This window comes from Aquamicrobium terrae (genome assembly GCF_040545735.1).
Taxonomy (GTDB): domain Bacteria; phylum Pseudomonadota; class Alphaproteobacteria; order Rhizobiales; family Rhizobiaceae; genus Mesorhizobium; species Mesorhizobium terrae_A.
On sequence record NZ_JBEPML010000014.1, the window covers coordinates 1 to 15748 of the forward strand.

Consider the following 15748-nt stretch of genomic DNA (forward strand, 5'->3'; position numbering starts at 1 on the left):
ATGTTCGGACCCCAGCCTCTAGCTGCCCAGAGCCTCAGACGAATCCATCAAGTCTCACCACGCGCGTCCCTCCCGCGAAGCGGGTTCGTGCATGGGGTCGATTCCGGTCGTCAGCCATCAAGAGCCCGGTAAAGCGTGGAGCGATGCCCGCTTAGGAACCGAGCGACTTTTGCTATGGGCTTGTTTTTCTGGTCGATGAGTTTCTGCGCTTGAGCGATATGTTCGTCCGAGAGCACCGACGACCGCCTGCATTTCACACACTGCGCCCTGGCAGCAGTCCGAACGGCGCTGGTGCGCTCTGCGATCAAACCACGCTCAAAATCCAAGATGCCGGCCAATACGGTCAGCATCGATCTTCCGCCCGGCGTTGTCGTATCGGCCCACGGCTCGGCCAGCGAACGCAAGCCGGCAGTGGCCTGCTTGATCCGCACCGCGATCGCCAGAACGTCGTGCCTGGATCGGGCAAGCCGATCAAGGCACGTCACCGTCACCACGTCGCCCGCGCGCAGGTCGTCAAGCATGCGCGTCAACTCGGGCCGAGGGGGTTGCGCCTCGGAAGCATCTTCCTCAAAAATGTGAGCGATGCCGGTGATCGTCGGCTTGACGCCGAAAGCAGACCGCAGCTTTCAGAAGAAGAGGTTCCGCTGCAATCGGTGCAACCGAACATGGCCGGATCATCCGGTGACGCGTGTGCCCTGTCCCACCTGCCAGGCGCCAGCCGGACGCTGGTGCCGGCGTCCGTCGGGGCACCGCGCGGCGGATCTCCACGTCGATCGTGAACGCGCCGCATTGGCTGTGGCGTTCTTGAGATGTGCGAAGGTCCAAAGCGAGTAAACCGTGCAATCGGACCGATGTTGAGATAGTTTGATCGAAACCGTCGGAGGAATGGACATGGACGAGCTGACCTGGGCAGCTTTGCGGAGACTCCTGACGCTGGCTCAGAGCGACACCCACCAAGCGCGCCGGGTCGCCAATTTCCTCCTGGCGTGATGGAACGCCGAAAGCCTGGGCGGGTCTGACATTACCGATCTCTTCGCTGTCGACACCAGGATCGCCACCGATATGGCAACGGTCTTTTCCTGGCTTGCACGCCAAAGCAACGCGACGTATCCGACCGAACATCGTGCCGAGATCGAAGCGATTATCGCACAGTGGCGTCCGGAAATCTTGTCGCGGTCAAGCCAGCCGGCCTGACGGCTGAGCCAACTCCTCGTACCCGAATCGGTGCGCAGTATCAGCGCTGTGAAACCGTGGGGCTGACTGTCTGCCGGTGTCCTGCACGGCGGTGCAGCATTATTGGATTGAAACCGGCATCGGCGCGGCGTCTTCATCGATGGTGAGAGAGAAGTCGATGACCTTCGATGCGGCTGAGATGCCCGTCAGGTGGGCGGCCGTTTGGATGTCGATGGCTCTGACGTCGATGAATCAAAACAAGTGCGCAGGATCAGGCAATTGGTCACCACCGCCTGTCGCTCCTTTTCCGTGTCGATATCGAGGCCGTGCCGGACCTCCCTCGGTCTGGCTGCGGTCCTGAACCGGCGGCCGTTCACTTCAAGGCCGCGTGCCGCGCCGCGTTGCGGCCGGATCGAGCCGGTCTCGACATGGCAGGCCCGCGTCCCGCGCCAGGCTCGAGAGCCCTGCTTGGCCGCAAACCTGCCATGCTCGACTTCGGTCCGACCGGACCTTGAAGCGCCCGTCATTCCGCCGGTTCTTTTGTTCCGCGCCCGAGGGAGGGCCGGCACGGAGCCGGTTCGAGCTTCGGGAACAGAAGGAAAGGACATACCATGACCAAGAAAGCCAATTCCCGCCCGAGCGCCCGCGTTGTTCCTCTCCGTAAAGGAACCACCCTCGAAATGATCCGGCTCGCCTGCCCCGATGCGGCTCAGGCTTCCCTCATCTCGGAAAGCTTTGGCCTCCCGGTTCTCGACAGCGACGGTATCCGCGACCTCCACGAAAAACTCATCATCGAAACGGCTTCGGCGCTCGACGAAGGCCTTGGCGAACGGGCCATGCAGATCCACATGCAGCGCATTGTCGGATCATTCGTCGGTTCCGCCTATGGTGCGGGCCAGTTTTACAGCCGGGCGGTGACCGAAGCGCGCGACGCCACAGCAAAGGCCGCATGCGACGACCGCGACGAAGACATCGGTGGACCCGTGGGGTTCGACAGCGCCGCGCAGCGCAAGCGGGAATTCGCCGCCGATATGGCGCTCCAGGCCCATGCCCTGCGCATGGCGGCAGAAGGTGCAGTTGCTGCCTACGAACATGTCATCGGCGAGAAGTGGAAGCCCTTCGAGCGGGCCGTCGAGAACCCTGGCCAGGCCGTCGATCGCAAGGCGGCCGAGCTCCAGATGTCAGCATTTGGCTGAGCCGCTTCGGGCGGGGCCTCGGCTCCGCCCGTCGCCTCGTTAAAAAGTGCATTGACGATATATAGGAATCCTATGTAAATAAATTATGGAACCTCCTTTCGTTGCACCGCCGGTACATGCGCGCATTGCTGAAGGCCTTGAGCGGATCGCCATGGCATTGAGGGCGGACGATTGGGTACGTGCGCGCACGGCCGGTGTCACTCCGACGCAGTTGGCGATCCTGCGTCTATTGGACGGCCGTCATCGCGGATGGACAGTCAAGGACCTGTCCTTGCATCTGGGGGTATCCCAACCGACTGCTACCGATTCTATCCTCGCGCTCGAGCGTAAGGCGCTGATCGAAAAGCGCGCCGATCCCGCCGATGGCCGCGCCGTCCGCATCGTCATCACCAGTGCGGGCAGGGCTGTGGTCCGGGCCGGCCATGAGACTGCCGGCGCTGTGGATCGGGCTACCTCCGCCCTTAATGATGATGATCAGGAGCAACTTCTCGTGCAGCTCGTGTCCGTTATCCACCAGCTTCAGGAACAGGGCACCATTCCCATTCAGCGCATGTGTGTGAGTTGCCGGTATTTCCGGCCCTATGCGCATGCCGATGCGGCGCAGCCGCATCATTGCAATTTCGTCGACGCGGCCTTCGGCCAGCAGGATCTGCGGATCGACTGCCGCGACCACGAAACCGCCGATCCTTCCGCCCGGGCTGCCACTTGGGGCGCATTTCAGAAGGATCACCACCCTCCAGGCGAATGAAGAAGGAGACGAACACATGCACCGAGTACTTCTGCCGGCGGCGCTGCTCGGCGCAATGTCGGCCGTGCCGGCCCACGCCCATGAGAACACCGTGACGAGCCGGCCATCCGACGCCGTGCTGGCCTCGTTCGACATCATTGAAACCAGTATCGTCACCCATGGCGATACCGCCATTTTCACCACAAGGGTGCGTGGTGAAGCGGGGGTCGACAAGCCCGACGCCACCGGAAAGTTCGAAGGCTCGAGCGTCTATGCCTATGTCTGGCCGACCAGTCTCGACAGCGGCGATATCGGGTTCGACGCCAGTCAGGGAATCGTGGCGCTCGCCGTCACCTTCCATCCCGATTTCGACGACGCCGCCTATGGCGGAGAAAACCGCCATGTCTGGCACCCCCACTGGGTGGTGCTGGGAGAGGACGCCGCCTGCCCCGGCGGCCTCAAGGTTCACGATATTCCCGAGGGCACGACGCCAAAGGTGCCACCGACCTGGCCCAACGTGCCGCTGCTGATCGACAGCCCGGATTATCCCACAACCTTCACGGGGGACACGGTGGAAGTGAGCATTCCCGTTGCACTGATCGGTGGCATCGCCGATGCCTCGTTTGACGGTGTCACCGCCGGCCTCAAGGTCAACGCAAACCTGCACGCGCCGCTCTTGTGCGTCGACAACGTGTTCAAAGTCGCCTCGGGGGATCTCAGTCTTCCGGGCAAGGTTGCACCCGCCCATTGATCGGAATTGTCTGCGGCCATCGAAAGAAGGGCCGGTTCGTCGACTGCCATCGACGAACCGGCAGTTTCACCCCTCCAGGCATGAAGAGAAGAAACATGGGCAAAAATATCCTCATCGAGCCGACCGACGCAACAAGGCTTCTCTTGGACCAGTCGGTGACGTTCTCAGGATGTGGTACGGGGCGTGATAACCGGTCCCGACGTACATGTTGACCTGGCCCCCGGCTTCCGAAAAGGACCAACGCTGATGCTCACTCCGTCGCCCGCTCCCGAACTCGCCGTCAGCGCCTGGTTGAACACGGCAGAACCACTGACCCTTGCGGGTCTGCGCGGTCGCGTGGTGTTGCTGCACGCCTTCCAGCTCCTGTGTCCAGGCTGCGTTGCGCAATCCATCCCGCAGGTGCAACGCATCGAACGTGTCTTTTCAGGCTCCGACCTGCAAATCATCGGGCTTCACACGGTATTCGAGCATCATGATGCCATGTCGCCGGTGACGTTGCGAGCGTTCCTGCATGAATATCGCATCGTCTCCCCGGTCGGCGTCGATATGTCGGATGAACAATCTCCCATTCCGGTCACCATGCGACGCTATGGGTTTCGCGGCACCCCGTCCTCTGTACTGATCGGGCACGATGGAGCGATCCTCCACGAGACGTTCGGCGTCGAGGAGGATCTCGTCGTGGGCGCCCGGATCGCCATGGCACTGGCGAGCACAGGGACTCCATCATGACGGGCATTCCATTGCAGGCTCTGCTCGTCGGAGATGTCCGTCCCCTTGGACCGCGGGGCATTCCGAGCGGGATCGCCAAGTCGCCAATCGACCGGCCTTTGATGCTCGGCCTGCTGGCCTTGCCGGTGACGCGCAGGGCGACACTCGGCATCACGGTGGCGCCGAAAAAGCCCTTCATCACTACGCGCTCGATCACTATCCCGCCTGGGTTGCGGATATTGGCCAGCGCGATGTTCTCGGCGCGGCCGGCGCCTTTGGCGAAAACCTCGCCACAGCTGGATTACTGGAAGATGACGTGGCCGTCGGCGACGTCTTCGCCATCGGCAGCGCCGTCATCGAGGTGAGCCAGGGCCGACAGCCCTGCTGGAAACTCAATGAACGCTTCGCTCAACCGGATATGGCGCGGCGCGTCCAGGCCAGCGGTCGCACCGGTTGGTATTATCGGGTGCTGGAGCCGGGTCAAATCGCGCCCGATAGTCGGCTCGAACGCATTCACCGTTCCGCACCGGCCTGGACCATCAGCCGCATATGGCGGGTGTTTTATGTCGACACGCTCAATCGCTCCGAACTCGTGGCGCTTGCCGAGCTGCCACAGCTGGCCGAGGGCTGGAGACGCCATGCGCGGCGGCGACTGGAAACCGGAAGGGTTGAAGACTGGACACCGAGGCTGGCCGGCGACGCACGCGCCGACTGACCCTGACCGCGATATTGATCCAGGTTGAGGTCGCTCCCATAGCTGATCCTGCCCCTATGCCGTGGTCTTTGATCCCAGCATCGTCATTCTCCTGCCTTTGGGCTGGGCGGTCGGCACATAGGCGGCCACCGGAAGCCGGCAAATCCCGCTCTCTTGTGATGGCGTCCTGACCCGCCCCCGGATCTGCCACGTTCAACCCGCAAGGGGTCCGCTACGCAAAGCGTGCGGCCGCTCTGGCTTCGCCTGACGCGGTGATCGCGCCCGGGGCCGGGCCTTTCGAGGAGCCATCGAGCGGGAATTGGCCCGCTCCCAAGATGGAGCCCTCAAATGTCGCACAACCTCGAACTCGCCCAAAAGCACGCCTGGAACCTCGCCCGCACCCTTATGACCACCGTGATCCTCTTCCGATCCGACAATGAGTACGGCGTCCTTCCCGCCGATGAGATCGAGGACGCAGAAGTCGAAGCCCTCTACGAGTACGATCCTCACACGGGTAGCCGCTCGGTTCATTGAACCGAGCCTTCCCCTTCATCGTAACAAGGCGGCGCAATGCGCCGCCTTTCTTCTTCCTGTCGCCCGACTGCGGCCCCGTCCGGTTGCGGTCCTGGCGGAGCCGGACAGTCCGTGCAACGGCTGCGCCGTCCGCCGCTTCGCTCCGGCCCTGCGGGTGCGCGGCCTGCCGTGGTGCTCCGCCCTTTCTGGACCTCGTGACGGGGCCGCGATCGCCGCGGCCTCCAGACAAGGAGGTTCATGAAAATGAGCAGGAAAGAAAAGAACGCCACCCGCGTCGATATCTATGCGCGGATCACGGAGCGGATCATTGCGCAGCTCGAAGAGGGTGTTCGCCCATGGGTGCAACCCTGGCGCGCCGGCAATGCCGCCGGGCGCATCACGCGGCCGCTGCGCCACAATGGCGAACCCTATTCCGGCATGAACGTGTTGCTGCTGTGGTCGGAGGCCATGGCGCGCGGCTACGCCGCGCCGATCTGGATGACCTTCAAGCAGGCAAGGGAACTTGGCGCGCACGTCCGCAAGGGTCAAACGAGCAGCACCGTCATTTATGCCAGCCGGTTCACCAAGACTGAAACCGATGCCCGGGGCGATGAAGTCGAGCGCGATATTCCGTTCCTGCGGGCTTATGGCGTCTTCAATGTCGAACAGATCGAAGGCCTGCCCGAACACTATTACCATAGACCTGCCCCGGTCATCGACCCGGTCGAACGGATCGAGAGAGCCGATCGCTTCTTCGCCCATGCCGGGGCGAAGGTCAGACATGGTGGCTCGCGAGCGTTTTACGCCCCTTCCAGCGACCACATCCAGATGCCGCCCTTCGAGACGTTTCGGGATGCGGCTTCATATGTCGCAGTTCTAAGCCACGAGCATATCCACTGGACGGCCAAGGCCGATCGTGTTGGGCGCGATCTCACCCGCTATGCAAAGGACAAGACCGAACGGGCGCGCGAGGAACTCGTCGCTGAAATCGGGTCGGCGCTGCTGTGTGCTGATCTCGGCATTGTGCCCGAGCTCGAACCGCGACCAGACCATGCTGCCTATGTCGGCAGTTGGCTCTCGGTACTGGGAGATGACAAGCGTGCTATCTTCCAGGCTGCTGCCCATGCCCAGCGGGCCGTCAATTTCCTCCACGCGTTGCAGCCTGCCGCTTCCGAAGAGCGTGAGGCCGCGTAATGTTCAACCCACAGCATGTCGCTGGGGAAGGCATCGGCCCTTCCCCCATCCGTTTGCGTGCGCTCTCGCTTGGCGCGGGCGTTCAATCCACGACCATGGCGCGGATGGCCGCACATGGAGAAATCGGGCCCATGCCCGATTGCGCGATTTTCGCCGACACCGGCTGGGAGCCAAAGGCCGTCTACGATCACCTGGACTGGCTGATGTCGCCCAGTGTATTGCCGTTTCCCATCCATATCGTCTCGGCAGGCAATATTCGTGACCAGCTTCTTGGGGCCGGCCAAGGTAACCGTTGGGCCTCCGTTCCGGCGTTCACCAGAACGGTGACGCCGGCGGGCACCGAGATGCCGGTCTTCGATGAGGACGCCGACGGCGAGGTCATCGCCATCGGCACGCGCCGTACCACGAAAGAGACCGTGTCGATCGGCATGATCCGGCGGCAATGCACGACCGAGTTCAAGATCGTTCCGATCCGCCGCAAGGTGCGCGAGCTCGCCGGCCTGACGCGTGGATGGTCACACGGAATCTCGCGTGACGGCGAACTGCTTGCCGTCGTCGCCACTGACACGCTGATCCGCGAACGTGTGGCCGGACTATCTCGCCATGATGCGATAGAACTGTCGCGGATCTGCGCTGTCGAGCCTGGGCTCTGCCGGGTTGCCCTGCGCCTTTGGCGCATGTTTGTCTTTCCCGGTCTTTGCGCCGAACGTGGGTGCCGATGGGCCGTGAGCTATCAGGATGCCGCGCTGCATAAAGGCGATCTTTATCGGTTTGACGGCTGGATCCGGATCGGACAATCGCGCAGCGGTACGGACCCACGTTCCGGCCGGCCCGGTCGGCGCGAGGTGATATGGGGCTGGTGCGATGACCCCGAGGAACGCCGACGTCGATCACGGGGCCTCGCAGATCAGCCTGAACGCCTTGGCCTTACCGCGGGCGCTGGTCGGCTCGCCCACTTTCCCTTCTCGATCGGAGAACGTTGAACAGTTACGCAGACTGGCTCAGGCCAAGCGAAGAACCGATCAGGCAGAAGCAACCTCTCACTAGTGCGGTTCCGCCACTGAGGTGACTGCGCACAGCCGCCACCTCAAGTTGCGGTCGGGCGAACGGGCAAGGATGTCGTTGGTCGTCAATATCGAAAGAGCTGGCTGCGATGAGGCGGTCGAGCTGCTGGTTTCGAGGCGGATTTCATCGGGGTGCGGGGTAGGTGTGCGGACACCATGACCGCGTGTCCTTTTCTTCAAACGCGTGACCAGCCCTTTCTGCGGCTCGATGTGGCATGTCTGACCTGAAACCGGCTTCGCCTCGATCGTTCTCCCGCAACGGCCGTCCGCGACTTTCTTCCCCTGCCGGCTGCGCCGCCATTCCTCGCGCTCCAAGAAAGTCGCTTCCGGCCGCCCTCCACTGCATTGCGGCCTCTTCGAGGTGCGGTCCGATCGTCTCCGGTCTTTCGACTGCCATCGAGGCCGCGAAGGGCGCGGCCCGAACAAAGCGAAAAGGAATATCACCATGGCTACCATCGGCACCTTCACCAGCACCGCCAACGGCTTCACCGGCACGATCAAGACCCTCAACCTCAACGTCAAGGCGCGCATCGAACGGGTCGAGAACCCCTCCGACAAGGGCCCGCACTTCCGCCTCTACTCGGGCGCAGTGGAACTGGGCGCCGCCTGGCAGAAAACCGCCAAAGAGAGCGAGCGCGACTACCTCTCGGTCAAGCTGGACGACCCGAGCTTCCCGGCTCCCATCTACGCCACCCTGATCGAGGTGGACGGACAGGATGGCCTCCAGCTGATCTGGTCCCGGCCGAACCGAGACTGAGGCTCCCGGCCCAATCGGCCCCGCCATCGGGCGGGGCCATTGGCAGCGGGAAGTAACCATTGCACCAAATACGGCAATGCTGTATATACCAACTATCACAGCAAGCTGGAGTTGCCGATGTCCGGATCAAACAGCACATTCACGACCAGCGACTTTTCCCGAAAGTCAGGCGACATCATTGCCGAGGCGCTGCGCCGCCCGGTGACGATCACCCAGCGCAATAAGCCGCGCCTGGTGATCCTCAATATCGAAGACTACGAGCGCATGCGCCGCCAGGCCGATACCAGAATGGTGGGCACGCTCGAAACCATACCGGATGCGCTTCTGGATGAAATGGCCGAAGCCATCGGGGCCTATGCAGACGACAATGAAAGCGGCCGGTCTTGAGTTTTGATGAAATCCAGACCGCAAGCGTTGTCCGCTACCCCTATCTGTGGGTTCGCGAAGCGGGCCACGGCGAAACCGAAGGTCGCAAGAGCAGGCCCGTTGCAGTTGGGATCAGGCTAAACCGCCCAAGTGGCGATCTCCTGCTTCTGTTTCCGATCACCACGAAACAGCCGGAACCGGCACGCTTTGCGGCAGAGATCCCGGCAACCGAAAAGCGACGAGCCGGCCTCGATGCGGATCTTCGTCTCTGGTTGATCCTCGACGAGTACAACACCGACATCATCGGCCAGTCATATTACCTGGAGCCTGAACCGCCGATGGGGCGCTTCAGCAAGGCGTTTTTCCTACCGCTCGTGCGCGAGTTCATCGCACGACGCCAATCGCTGCGCGGTATCAGCCGCAACCGGTGAGATGGATTTCCGCCTTCCCTCTGGCGGTTCCAGGCGTGCATTGCTTGTGGCGAAGCGCTCCTGACCCGATGGCACGAACGACCTGCGTACCAGACCGTCCTAGTAGTCCTCCTTCCAGTCCGCGTGCTCGGGGAGTCGGCCGAGAAAGGCTCTTTCGTCGAGATTCATCTGGTTGCGAGCTCGCCACGCACAGCAGTTCGTATCTGTTGCCTCGCAGGTCGAACAACTTGCTGGCTCCACCACATCCGATCGTCCCAACCGCCGGCAGCCAGCAGATGGCGTATCCGGCGCGGGCCTATCTGCGGATGTTCGTCGAGCCATACGGCAGTGCTGACATCGGTCAGGTCCCTTGCGGTGAGGACCGCGATACTTCCGGGGCCGGGTCCCGACGGATGAGTCGTTTCCATCCCTTTCGCCCCTGAGCCTTGCCGGCCCTTTCTGCGGCTCGATGTGCCATGTCTGACCTGAAACCGGCTTCGCCTCGATCGTTCTCCCGCAACGGCCTGCTGCGACTTTCTTCCCCTGGCGCTGCGCGCCATTCCTCGCGGTTCAAGAAAGCCGCTTCCGGCCGCCCTCCATTGCATTGCGGCCTCTGCGAGGTGCGGTCCGATCGTCTCCGGTCTTTCGACTGCCATCGAGGCCGCGAAGGGCGCGGCCCGAACAAAGCGAAAAGGAATATCACCATGGCTACCATCGGCACCTTCACCAGCACCGCCAACGGCTTCACCGGCACGATCAAGACCCTTAACCTCAACGTCAAGGCGCGCATCGAACGGGTCGAGAACCCCTCCGACAAGGGCCCGCACTTCCGCCTCTACTCGGGCGCAGTGGAACTGGGCGCCGCCTGGCAGAAAACCGCCAAAGAGAGCGAGCGCGACTACCTCTCGGTCAAACTGGACGATCCGAGCTTCCCGGCTCCCATCTACGCCACCCTGATCGAGGTGGACGGACAGGATGGCCTCCAGCTCATCTGGTCCCGGCCGAACCGGGACTAAGGTTCCCGCCCGATCGGCCCCGCCACCAGGCGGGGCCATTCCCCTTCAAGGTGGAGATCCCGGGCAGGTGCCACAGGTCAAACTCCAGCCTTGCCACGGGCATCGAGCTCGTGGCGAGGCGGTTTCTGGCGTTAAGGCCGAACCGTGGTGGAACAGTCTGCTCAGTACGTCCGAGGATGCCATGACGGCCCGAAGGCCTCAAGGACGAGCGGTTCCCCCAAATTTCAGCCCCGGCCTCCGGGCCGGGTCAGAAATCCGGCTCCCCCACCCGCCGGCTCCGCCGGTCGCGTGCCGCGATCCCTGACCCCTCCGCTCCGACATGTCCGTGGTCGCCGTCTTTCACAAACAATGACGGAGATGACCAATGTCGATCGATCAGCACATCGAGGAATTGCGCGCCGAGCTGCGGAACGCCGTTTACCGGGACGAGCGCCGCTGGATCGAGGATGAGCTCGCGACGGCGCTTGCCGAGCGCGAGGTGATCTGGGCGGAGGAGGAAGGTGTCCTCGGCAGCGCGCCGCCCTTCTAGGGCGGCTTTACGCACGAGGCCGCCAGCGCCCTGTCGTGCAAGCCCGACGAACGGAGGGCCACAGATAGATCGGCTGCGTCAGCAATGTCTTGTTTTTGCCGTTGCTGCGCGGAATGGGCACTCCGCCCTTTGTCGCGATGGAAGTCAGCTGCTCCCGGTCGTACCGGATGCGGTATAGCCGCGCCGTCGCTTGGCGCGTTCGAGACGCAGCGAGGCGGCGGCGGCCTCGTCCTCACTGTCAAAGGTCTCCATCATCGACTGGCCGTTGGTTCCGATGCGGCCCCAGTTGCGGATGACCGACGCGCCGCCGAACAGGGTAGGCTGGATCGCGAGCGTGTAGAACCGACGCATGTTCTGCGTCGGGTCGATGCGTCGGAGATGAACCGGGCACGCGTCCTCTTTTCCCATAGTTGGAGTCTCGCCTCCGGCGGAATCGGCGTCAAACAACTTTCCTGAATCGAACCGGATCGACCGATTCATTGCCGTGATGGATCACCCGCACCAGCTCCGCCGCGTGCCATCCCACCGACGCGCAAGACCCTCGTCCACCAGCGTGTCACCAATCGAGCGCCCATCGCGCACCACGGTGCGCAGCTTGCGTCCATACTGATCTTCATCCCGCGTCCCCGCGACGAGCGAGAACGGCCCGGAATTCAGCAGTTCGCGCAGTCGGCGCTTGGCGGCCTCACCTTTGATGCGTTCTTCCTCGCAGCGCGGCGGGTTGATCTCCGGTGTGTCGATATCGGTGATCCGGATCCTTTGTCCCGAGAGCCAGAATGTGTCGCCATCGACGATGCATGTCACACGGCGACCCTCGCCACAGAAGGAAAACGTCGCGCGCAGCAGGTCGGTCTGGGAGAAAGCGGCGGTAGGAGCGGGTTGGCCACCTTCCTGATGGAGGTGTGCGCCATATATCCCTGCGGCAATGAGGCCGATCATCGCCCAGGCCCATTTCAGATTGAAACCCCGGCCTTGCGCGCGGCTGTTCCGATAATTGCTGGCAGGGCCGGCTGATCTCTTCCTGCCATAGCGCGGACTTGGTTTCTTCCAGCCGCTCTCGATACGGATGTTTCTGTTCAAACGGTTCGGCGCCTCTTCGTTGCTGCTGCGCAATTATAGGGGCGATGGGTTACGATCTGCTTCCGGAAGAAATGGGCTGGGCGAGTCCCTTTCGGGGCACGGCTCTATTCGCTGCGCTCACCGAACCCGCTGACGCGGTTTCAGCCCATGCGGGTGACGATCCTCTCGCAGCGGGGCGTGGCGCCGGTGACGCCGTAGGGCGGCAGTCGAGGATGCACGAAGGGGGGTGAGCCGGCTGGTCGCCGGAAACGGACACGGCCCCTGGCGGGGCCGTGGTTGCACTCACTCTACCGGCCAATGATACGGGCCGCGCCCATCGCCCCAAGGACGAGCGGTCCCCCCTGATTTTGCTGCCAGCCGCTGAAGCGTCCGGCCACAAAACCGGCTCCCCCACTCGCCGCTTCGCGGCCGCAGAAGCGGTCCTTGACCCGATGCCCGACTTGCCCGGGGCGGTCTCTGTCATCGCAATGAAAGGAGACCAGCATGACAAATTTCCTCACTGCCTATCTCGTGGAAGTCGAGCGTCGGACAATCCGGATCGTCACGATCGATCCTGGCAACATTCTTGCCGAAATCCGTCGCCATATCGGTTGTGAACTTATCGACATGGTGCGCATCGACCGGAACCATAGCATCGTAGTTGACGACAATGGCCTCACCGACGAGCTGCCCTGTTTCACCGAGCTGAAAGACTACGGTAGCCCGCTCGCGGGAAACCTGCTGATCATCGGCACCGATGCGGCTGGTGAGACCGTATCGCCAACTCATCCGATCGAGGATATCGCGGCGATGCTGATGATCCGGTATCCGGTTCTGTCCCCGGAGTTCGAGATGCTCCGCGGTCCGCACGTCTTTGGAAGCCGCGTAAGCGGGCTTTCCGTCAAGCTGATCGGGGTGGTCCCAACCGTCCTCACTGAAGAGCGTGCACATTGATGCACGATAGCGGAAGGCGGCTTCGGCCGTCTGTCGTATTTCATTCTTTCGGATGCGGAATTGCGGTTTCGGGCATCCGAATTTTTTCCTGGTCAGCATATGGCGCAACCCGGCTCTGCCTGGACGTCAAGGGACGGTGCTGGCGCACCGAGCCTCATGCCTGTTCCCCCTTCCGGTGGAATCTGTTTGCGCCGACGACCGACTTCATATCGTTTCGTCGGAACCAGATCGCGCGTCCGCACCGCAGTGGTGCATTTCCGGCTGTGAAGACGATCTGCTCATCACCGCGCATGCGTAGGACCTCCTCGGGAAGGATCAGCGCTCGCGACGCCAATTGCTTGGACCGCGTCCGGGACGAGCCGGACATAGCCGAAGACCGGCTCAGCTGATCGACCTCGACGGTGGTGTTGCCGCAGCGGCGCGAGATGTAGTCGGCGGTTTCGGGATCGTTGATCGCGGCGAACGAGACCCATGATGCGCTTTCGAACCATTTGCTTGTCGCGTCGCGCCCGCCATAGGCTTCGCGCATCTGGCCGATGGATTGAAACAGCAGCACCAGGCTGATGCCATATTTGCGCCCGGCATCGCGGGCGGTTTCGAGAATCCGCAGATAGCCGAGCCGCGCCACCTCATCGAGAAGGAACAGCGCCCGCCCGTGCATTTCTCCATTCCGGTTGTAAACCGCATTCAGCAACGCGCCGATGATCGTGCGCGCCAGGCCCGGATGCGTCTCCAGCGCCTTGAGATCGAGATTGACGAAAATGTCGGTCTCGCCCTCGGCGATAGCATCGGTCGAGAAAGTCGATCCGGAGACGAGCGCAGCATAGTTCGGATAGCTCAGCCAGTGGGTTTCCTTCACCGCATTGGCATAGACGCCGGAGAATGTTTCCGGGGTCATGGCGATAAAGGGAGCGACGTTTTCCTTGACGAACTCGGATTCAGAATTGTCGTAAATTTTTTGAAGCCGCTCGCGCAATTTCGGCTCAGGCTCCGAGAGATTCGCCCGCATCTGCCGCAGATGCTGGTTTTCTTTGTCCGTATGCCCGGACAAACAAACATCGGCGATCAGCGCCGTGATGAGCTGCAGCGCCGATGCGCGGAAGAAGTCGTCGCGGATCGAGGTCGACCGTCCGGTATCGGTCATCACCCAACTGGCGACGGCCACGACATCCTCTTCTCGGGTAGCCCCGTACCGGCCGATCCAGTCCAGTACATTGAATCCCGTTGTCGGATCCTTGGGGTCGAGGACGAAGACGTCCCGGCCTGCCTTGCGCCGATGCGCAATTACCATAGGAGCAACCTCGTTGGACGGGTCGAGAGCAACGAGGCCGCCACCCCATTTGAGCGCGGTCGGCACCGTCACCGATGTCGTCTTGAACCCGCCCGAGCCGGCAAAGACGAGGCCATGCGTCGAGCCGAAGGACGCATCAAAGCACAGGAGGGGCGATCGACCGCCCGCGCCCCATGTCTCAGGATCGTCGGAACGGAAGCTGCGATCGGCGACGACATCCTTGTCGACGCGATAAGCCTCGCCGACGACGATGCCCCCGACTGCGGGGAAGACGCGCTTTGCATCATTCAGCGACATCCACCTAGCCTCGCCGTGGATGGCTCTTTTACCACGAACACGACGAGGCGATGATGCAGCAAAGGCCGCATTGCCGCGCAGCGCAACGCGCAAAGAAAACATGCTTGCAACGAGGGATAGCATGGCGCCGATCGCTGTTGCCGGATCGACATAGGCAAGGATTGTGGTTTCTGTCGGCAGGCTGCCAGCAAACGTGGCGAGCCGGGTGAGTTCCCGGATCGCTGCGACGACGATGATGACCAACGTACCGATCAGCACGCCGCCACCCGCACAGCGGATGGCGGCCGCACCCCTGGCGGCGAACAGAAACACGATGCCAATGCCCGCGGCTGCCACATAGGGCAATGCGATCCCAACCCGCCCGAAGGCGAGTTGCTGATCGGAGGTTCTGCCGAAACTTGCCGTCCACTGTTCGATGCCGGTGAGCAGCATCAGGGCCGTGACCATGATCACGCCTGGCGCAATAAGCAGTGCGATCCTAGTCGGGTTCACGGCCGAATGCCTTTTCGCCGATTTCGGTAAGCCGTGCCCGCTCCGTGTCGTCGCCCTTGATCCTCAACTTCGCGTCGATGAGCAGTCCGAGCAGGAGCGCGCGCTTCTCATAGCGCAGACCTGCTTTAGCGACCAGGCCGCCCAGCGCGATCTTTTCCCGCGTGTCTTTCTTACGGGCTTCGTCCGTCTCTATTTTTTTCATCCGCTTATGCCTCTCCAGCCTGCCCCGCAGGCGCGCCAGCCGCGATCGGCGCGGACGTCGGTTTGTTGACCCGTCCTCCCCCCTTCCGAAACTTCCCCGCAATCTCCTCGAGCGCAGCGACAAGATCGCTCTCTTCGATCTCGATCTCGCCAAGCCCTGCCCTGAGTGCGAGCCGGCCGATGCGTTCAGCCTCCCGGGTTTCAGCGGCCTTGAGCTGCTCCTGAAGACGCGCGATTTCTTCCCTGATTTTCGATGACGGTTTTCTCATTCCGGTGGCTCCTTTCTTGCTCGACTGGCCTTCGGCAGCGGCAAGAATCGGCCGGGATCGCGCTTTGCGCGACCCGGCATAAATGCC

At 62.5% G+C, this 15748-nt stretch carries 21 protein-coding genes and 1 pseudogene; 16 read left to right on the top strand and 6 right to left on the bottom strand.

Features of this window, described 5'->3' with window-relative positions; translation table 11 throughout:
* Positions 1 to 110 precede the first annotated feature (110 nt).
* Positions 111 to 623 carry a recombinase family protein gene (locus ABID37_RS18015; RefSeq protein WP_354197451.1) on the bottom strand — a complete coding sequence of 171 codons (513 nt, stop codon included), beginning with the start codon at positions 621 to 623 and terminating at the stop codon, positions 111 to 113.
* On the opposite strand from ABID37_RS18015, the gene ABID37_RS26255 reads away from it, so the two are divergent.
* From ABID37_RS26255 to ABID37_RS18080, 15 genes and pseudogenes are all read left to right on the top strand, one after another.
* Complete coding sequence (locus ABID37_RS26255) at positions 583 to 834, top strand: zinc finger domain-containing protein (RefSeq protein ID WP_435521585.1); 252 nt, start codon at positions 583 to 585, stop codon at positions 832 to 834. The genes ABID37_RS18015 and ABID37_RS26255 overlap by 41 nt on opposite strands.
* Positions 835 to 891: 57 nt before the next feature.
* Positions 892 to 1194: pseudogene (locus tag ABID37_RS26260) on the top strand (DUF7673 family protein).
* Between the two features lie 590 nt (positions 1195 to 1784).
* Positions 1785 to 2369, top strand: coding sequence for a hypothetical protein (locus ABID37_RS18020; RefSeq protein ID WP_354197289.1), 585 nt, complete (start codon positions 1785 to 1787; stop codon positions 2367 to 2369).
* Positions 2370 to 2454: 85 nt separating this feature from the next.
* Positions 2455 to 3117, top strand: a complete 663-nt coding sequence (locus ABID37_RS18025) for a MarR family winged helix-turn-helix transcriptional regulator (protein ID WP_354197291.1) — start codon at positions 2455 to 2457, stop codon at positions 3115 to 3117.
* Between the two features lie 16 nt (positions 3118 to 3133).
* Positions 3134 to 3847 (top strand): hypothetical protein, encoded by a 714-nt coding sequence (locus tag ABID37_RS18030; RefSeq protein WP_354197293.1) that lies wholly within the window; start codon positions 3134 to 3136, stop codon positions 3845 to 3847.
* Positions 3848 to 4093: 246 nt separating this feature from the next.
* Positions 4094 to 4576 carry a thioredoxin domain-containing protein gene (locus ABID37_RS18035; RefSeq protein ID WP_239801967.1) on the top strand — a complete coding sequence of 161 codons (483 nt, stop codon included), beginning with the start codon at positions 4094 to 4096 and terminating at the stop codon, positions 4574 to 4576.
* Positions 4479 to 5270: an MOSC domain-containing protein gene (locus tag ABID37_RS18040; RefSeq protein ID WP_435521586.1), complete on the top strand. Its 792-nt coding sequence runs from the start codon at positions 4479 to 4481 to the stop codon at positions 5268 to 5270. Before ABID37_RS18035 ends, ABID37_RS18040 begins: the two co-directional genes overlap by 98 nt.
* A 327-nt stretch (positions 5271 to 5597) precedes the next feature.
* Positions 5598 to 5783 carry a hypothetical protein gene (locus ABID37_RS18045; protein WP_354197294.1) on the top strand — a complete coding sequence of 62 codons (186 nt, stop codon included), beginning with the start codon at positions 5598 to 5600 and terminating at the stop codon, positions 5781 to 5783.
* 243 nt (positions 5784 to 6026) lie between these two features.
* The gene (locus ABID37_RS18050) at positions 6027 to 6956 is read left to right on the top strand and encodes an ArdC family protein (protein ID WP_239801970.1); all 930 of its coding nucleotides are present in this window, start codon (positions 6027 to 6029) and stop codon (positions 6954 to 6956) included.
* Entirely contained in the window at positions 6956 to 7939 is a 984-nt protein-coding gene (locus ABID37_RS18055) for a hypothetical protein (protein ID WP_354197297.1), read from the top strand. Before ABID37_RS18050 ends, ABID37_RS18055 begins: the two co-directional genes overlap by 1 nt.
* Before the next feature lie 526 nt (positions 7940 to 8465).
* On the top strand, positions 8466 to 8777 hold the full coding sequence (locus ABID37_RS18060) for a DUF736 domain-containing protein (protein ID WP_239801972.1): 312 nt from the start codon (positions 8466 to 8468) through the stop codon (positions 8775 to 8777).
* Between the two features lie 117 nt (positions 8778 to 8894).
* Positions 8895 to 9164, top strand: a complete 270-nt coding sequence (locus tag ABID37_RS18065) for a type II toxin-antitoxin system prevent-host-death family antitoxin (protein ID WP_354197299.1) — start codon at positions 8895 to 8897, stop codon at positions 9162 to 9164.
* Positions 9161 to 9574 (top strand): hypothetical protein, encoded by a 414-nt coding sequence (locus tag ABID37_RS18070; protein WP_239801974.1) that lies wholly within the window; start codon positions 9161 to 9163, stop codon positions 9572 to 9574. Before ABID37_RS18065 ends, ABID37_RS18070 begins: the two co-directional genes overlap by 4 nt.
* 683 nt (positions 9575 to 10257) lie before the next feature.
* A complete protein-coding gene (locus tag ABID37_RS18075; RefSeq protein WP_239801972.1) occupies positions 10258 to 10569 on the top strand; it encodes a DUF736 domain-containing protein in 312 nt (103 codons plus the stop codon).
* Between the two features lie 364 nt (positions 10570 to 10933).
* Positions 10934 to 11098 carry a hypothetical protein gene (locus ABID37_RS18080; protein WP_354197302.1) on the top strand — a complete coding sequence of 55 codons (165 nt, stop codon included), beginning with the start codon at positions 10934 to 10936 and terminating at the stop codon, positions 11096 to 11098.
* A 144-nt stretch (positions 11099 to 11242) separates the two neighbouring features.
* Here ABID37_RS18080 and ABID37_RS18085 read toward each other — a convergent pair whose 3' ends face one another.
* Positions 11243 to 11506: a WGR domain-containing protein gene (locus ABID37_RS18085; RefSeq protein WP_354197304.1), complete on the bottom strand. Its 264-nt coding sequence runs from the start codon at positions 11504 to 11506 to the stop codon at positions 11243 to 11245.
* Positions 11507 to 11590: 84 nt separating this feature from the next.
* Positions 11591 to 12037, bottom strand: a complete 447-nt coding sequence (locus ABID37_RS18090; protein WP_435521591.1) for a thermonuclease family protein — start codon at positions 12035 to 12037, stop codon at positions 11591 to 11593.
* 624 nt (positions 12038 to 12661) lie between these two features.
* Between ABID37_RS18090 and ABID37_RS18095 the strand changes: the two genes are divergently transcribed.
* Positions 12662 to 13111, top strand: coding sequence for a DUF3846 domain-containing protein (locus ABID37_RS18095; RefSeq protein WP_354197308.1), 450 nt, complete (start codon positions 12662 to 12664; stop codon positions 13109 to 13111).
* 154 nt (positions 13112 to 13265) lie between these two features.
* Here the strand turns inward: ABID37_RS18095 and traG are convergent, their stop codons facing one another.
* From traG to traC, 3 genes are read right to left on the bottom strand one after another with little or no spacing between them, the layout of a single operon-like run.
* Positions 13266 to 15146: a Ti-type conjugative transfer system protein TraG gene (traG, locus tag ABID37_RS18100; protein ID WP_435521587.1), complete on the bottom strand. Its 1881-nt coding sequence runs from the start codon at positions 15144 to 15146 to the stop codon at positions 13266 to 13268.
* Positions 15147 to 15177: 31 nt separating this feature from the next.
* Positions 15178 to 15393 (bottom strand): conjugal transfer protein TraD, encoded by a 216-nt coding sequence (gene traD / locus ABID37_RS18105; RefSeq protein WP_354197312.1) that lies wholly within the window; start codon positions 15391 to 15393, stop codon positions 15178 to 15180.
* A gap of 4 nt (positions 15394 to 15397) precedes the next feature.
* Positions 15398 to 15661, bottom strand: coding sequence for a conjugal transfer protein TraC (gene traC, locus ABID37_RS18110; protein ID WP_354197314.1), 264 nt, complete (start codon positions 15659 to 15661; stop codon positions 15398 to 15400).
* Between the last annotated feature and the right edge of the window lie 87 nt (positions 15662 to 15748).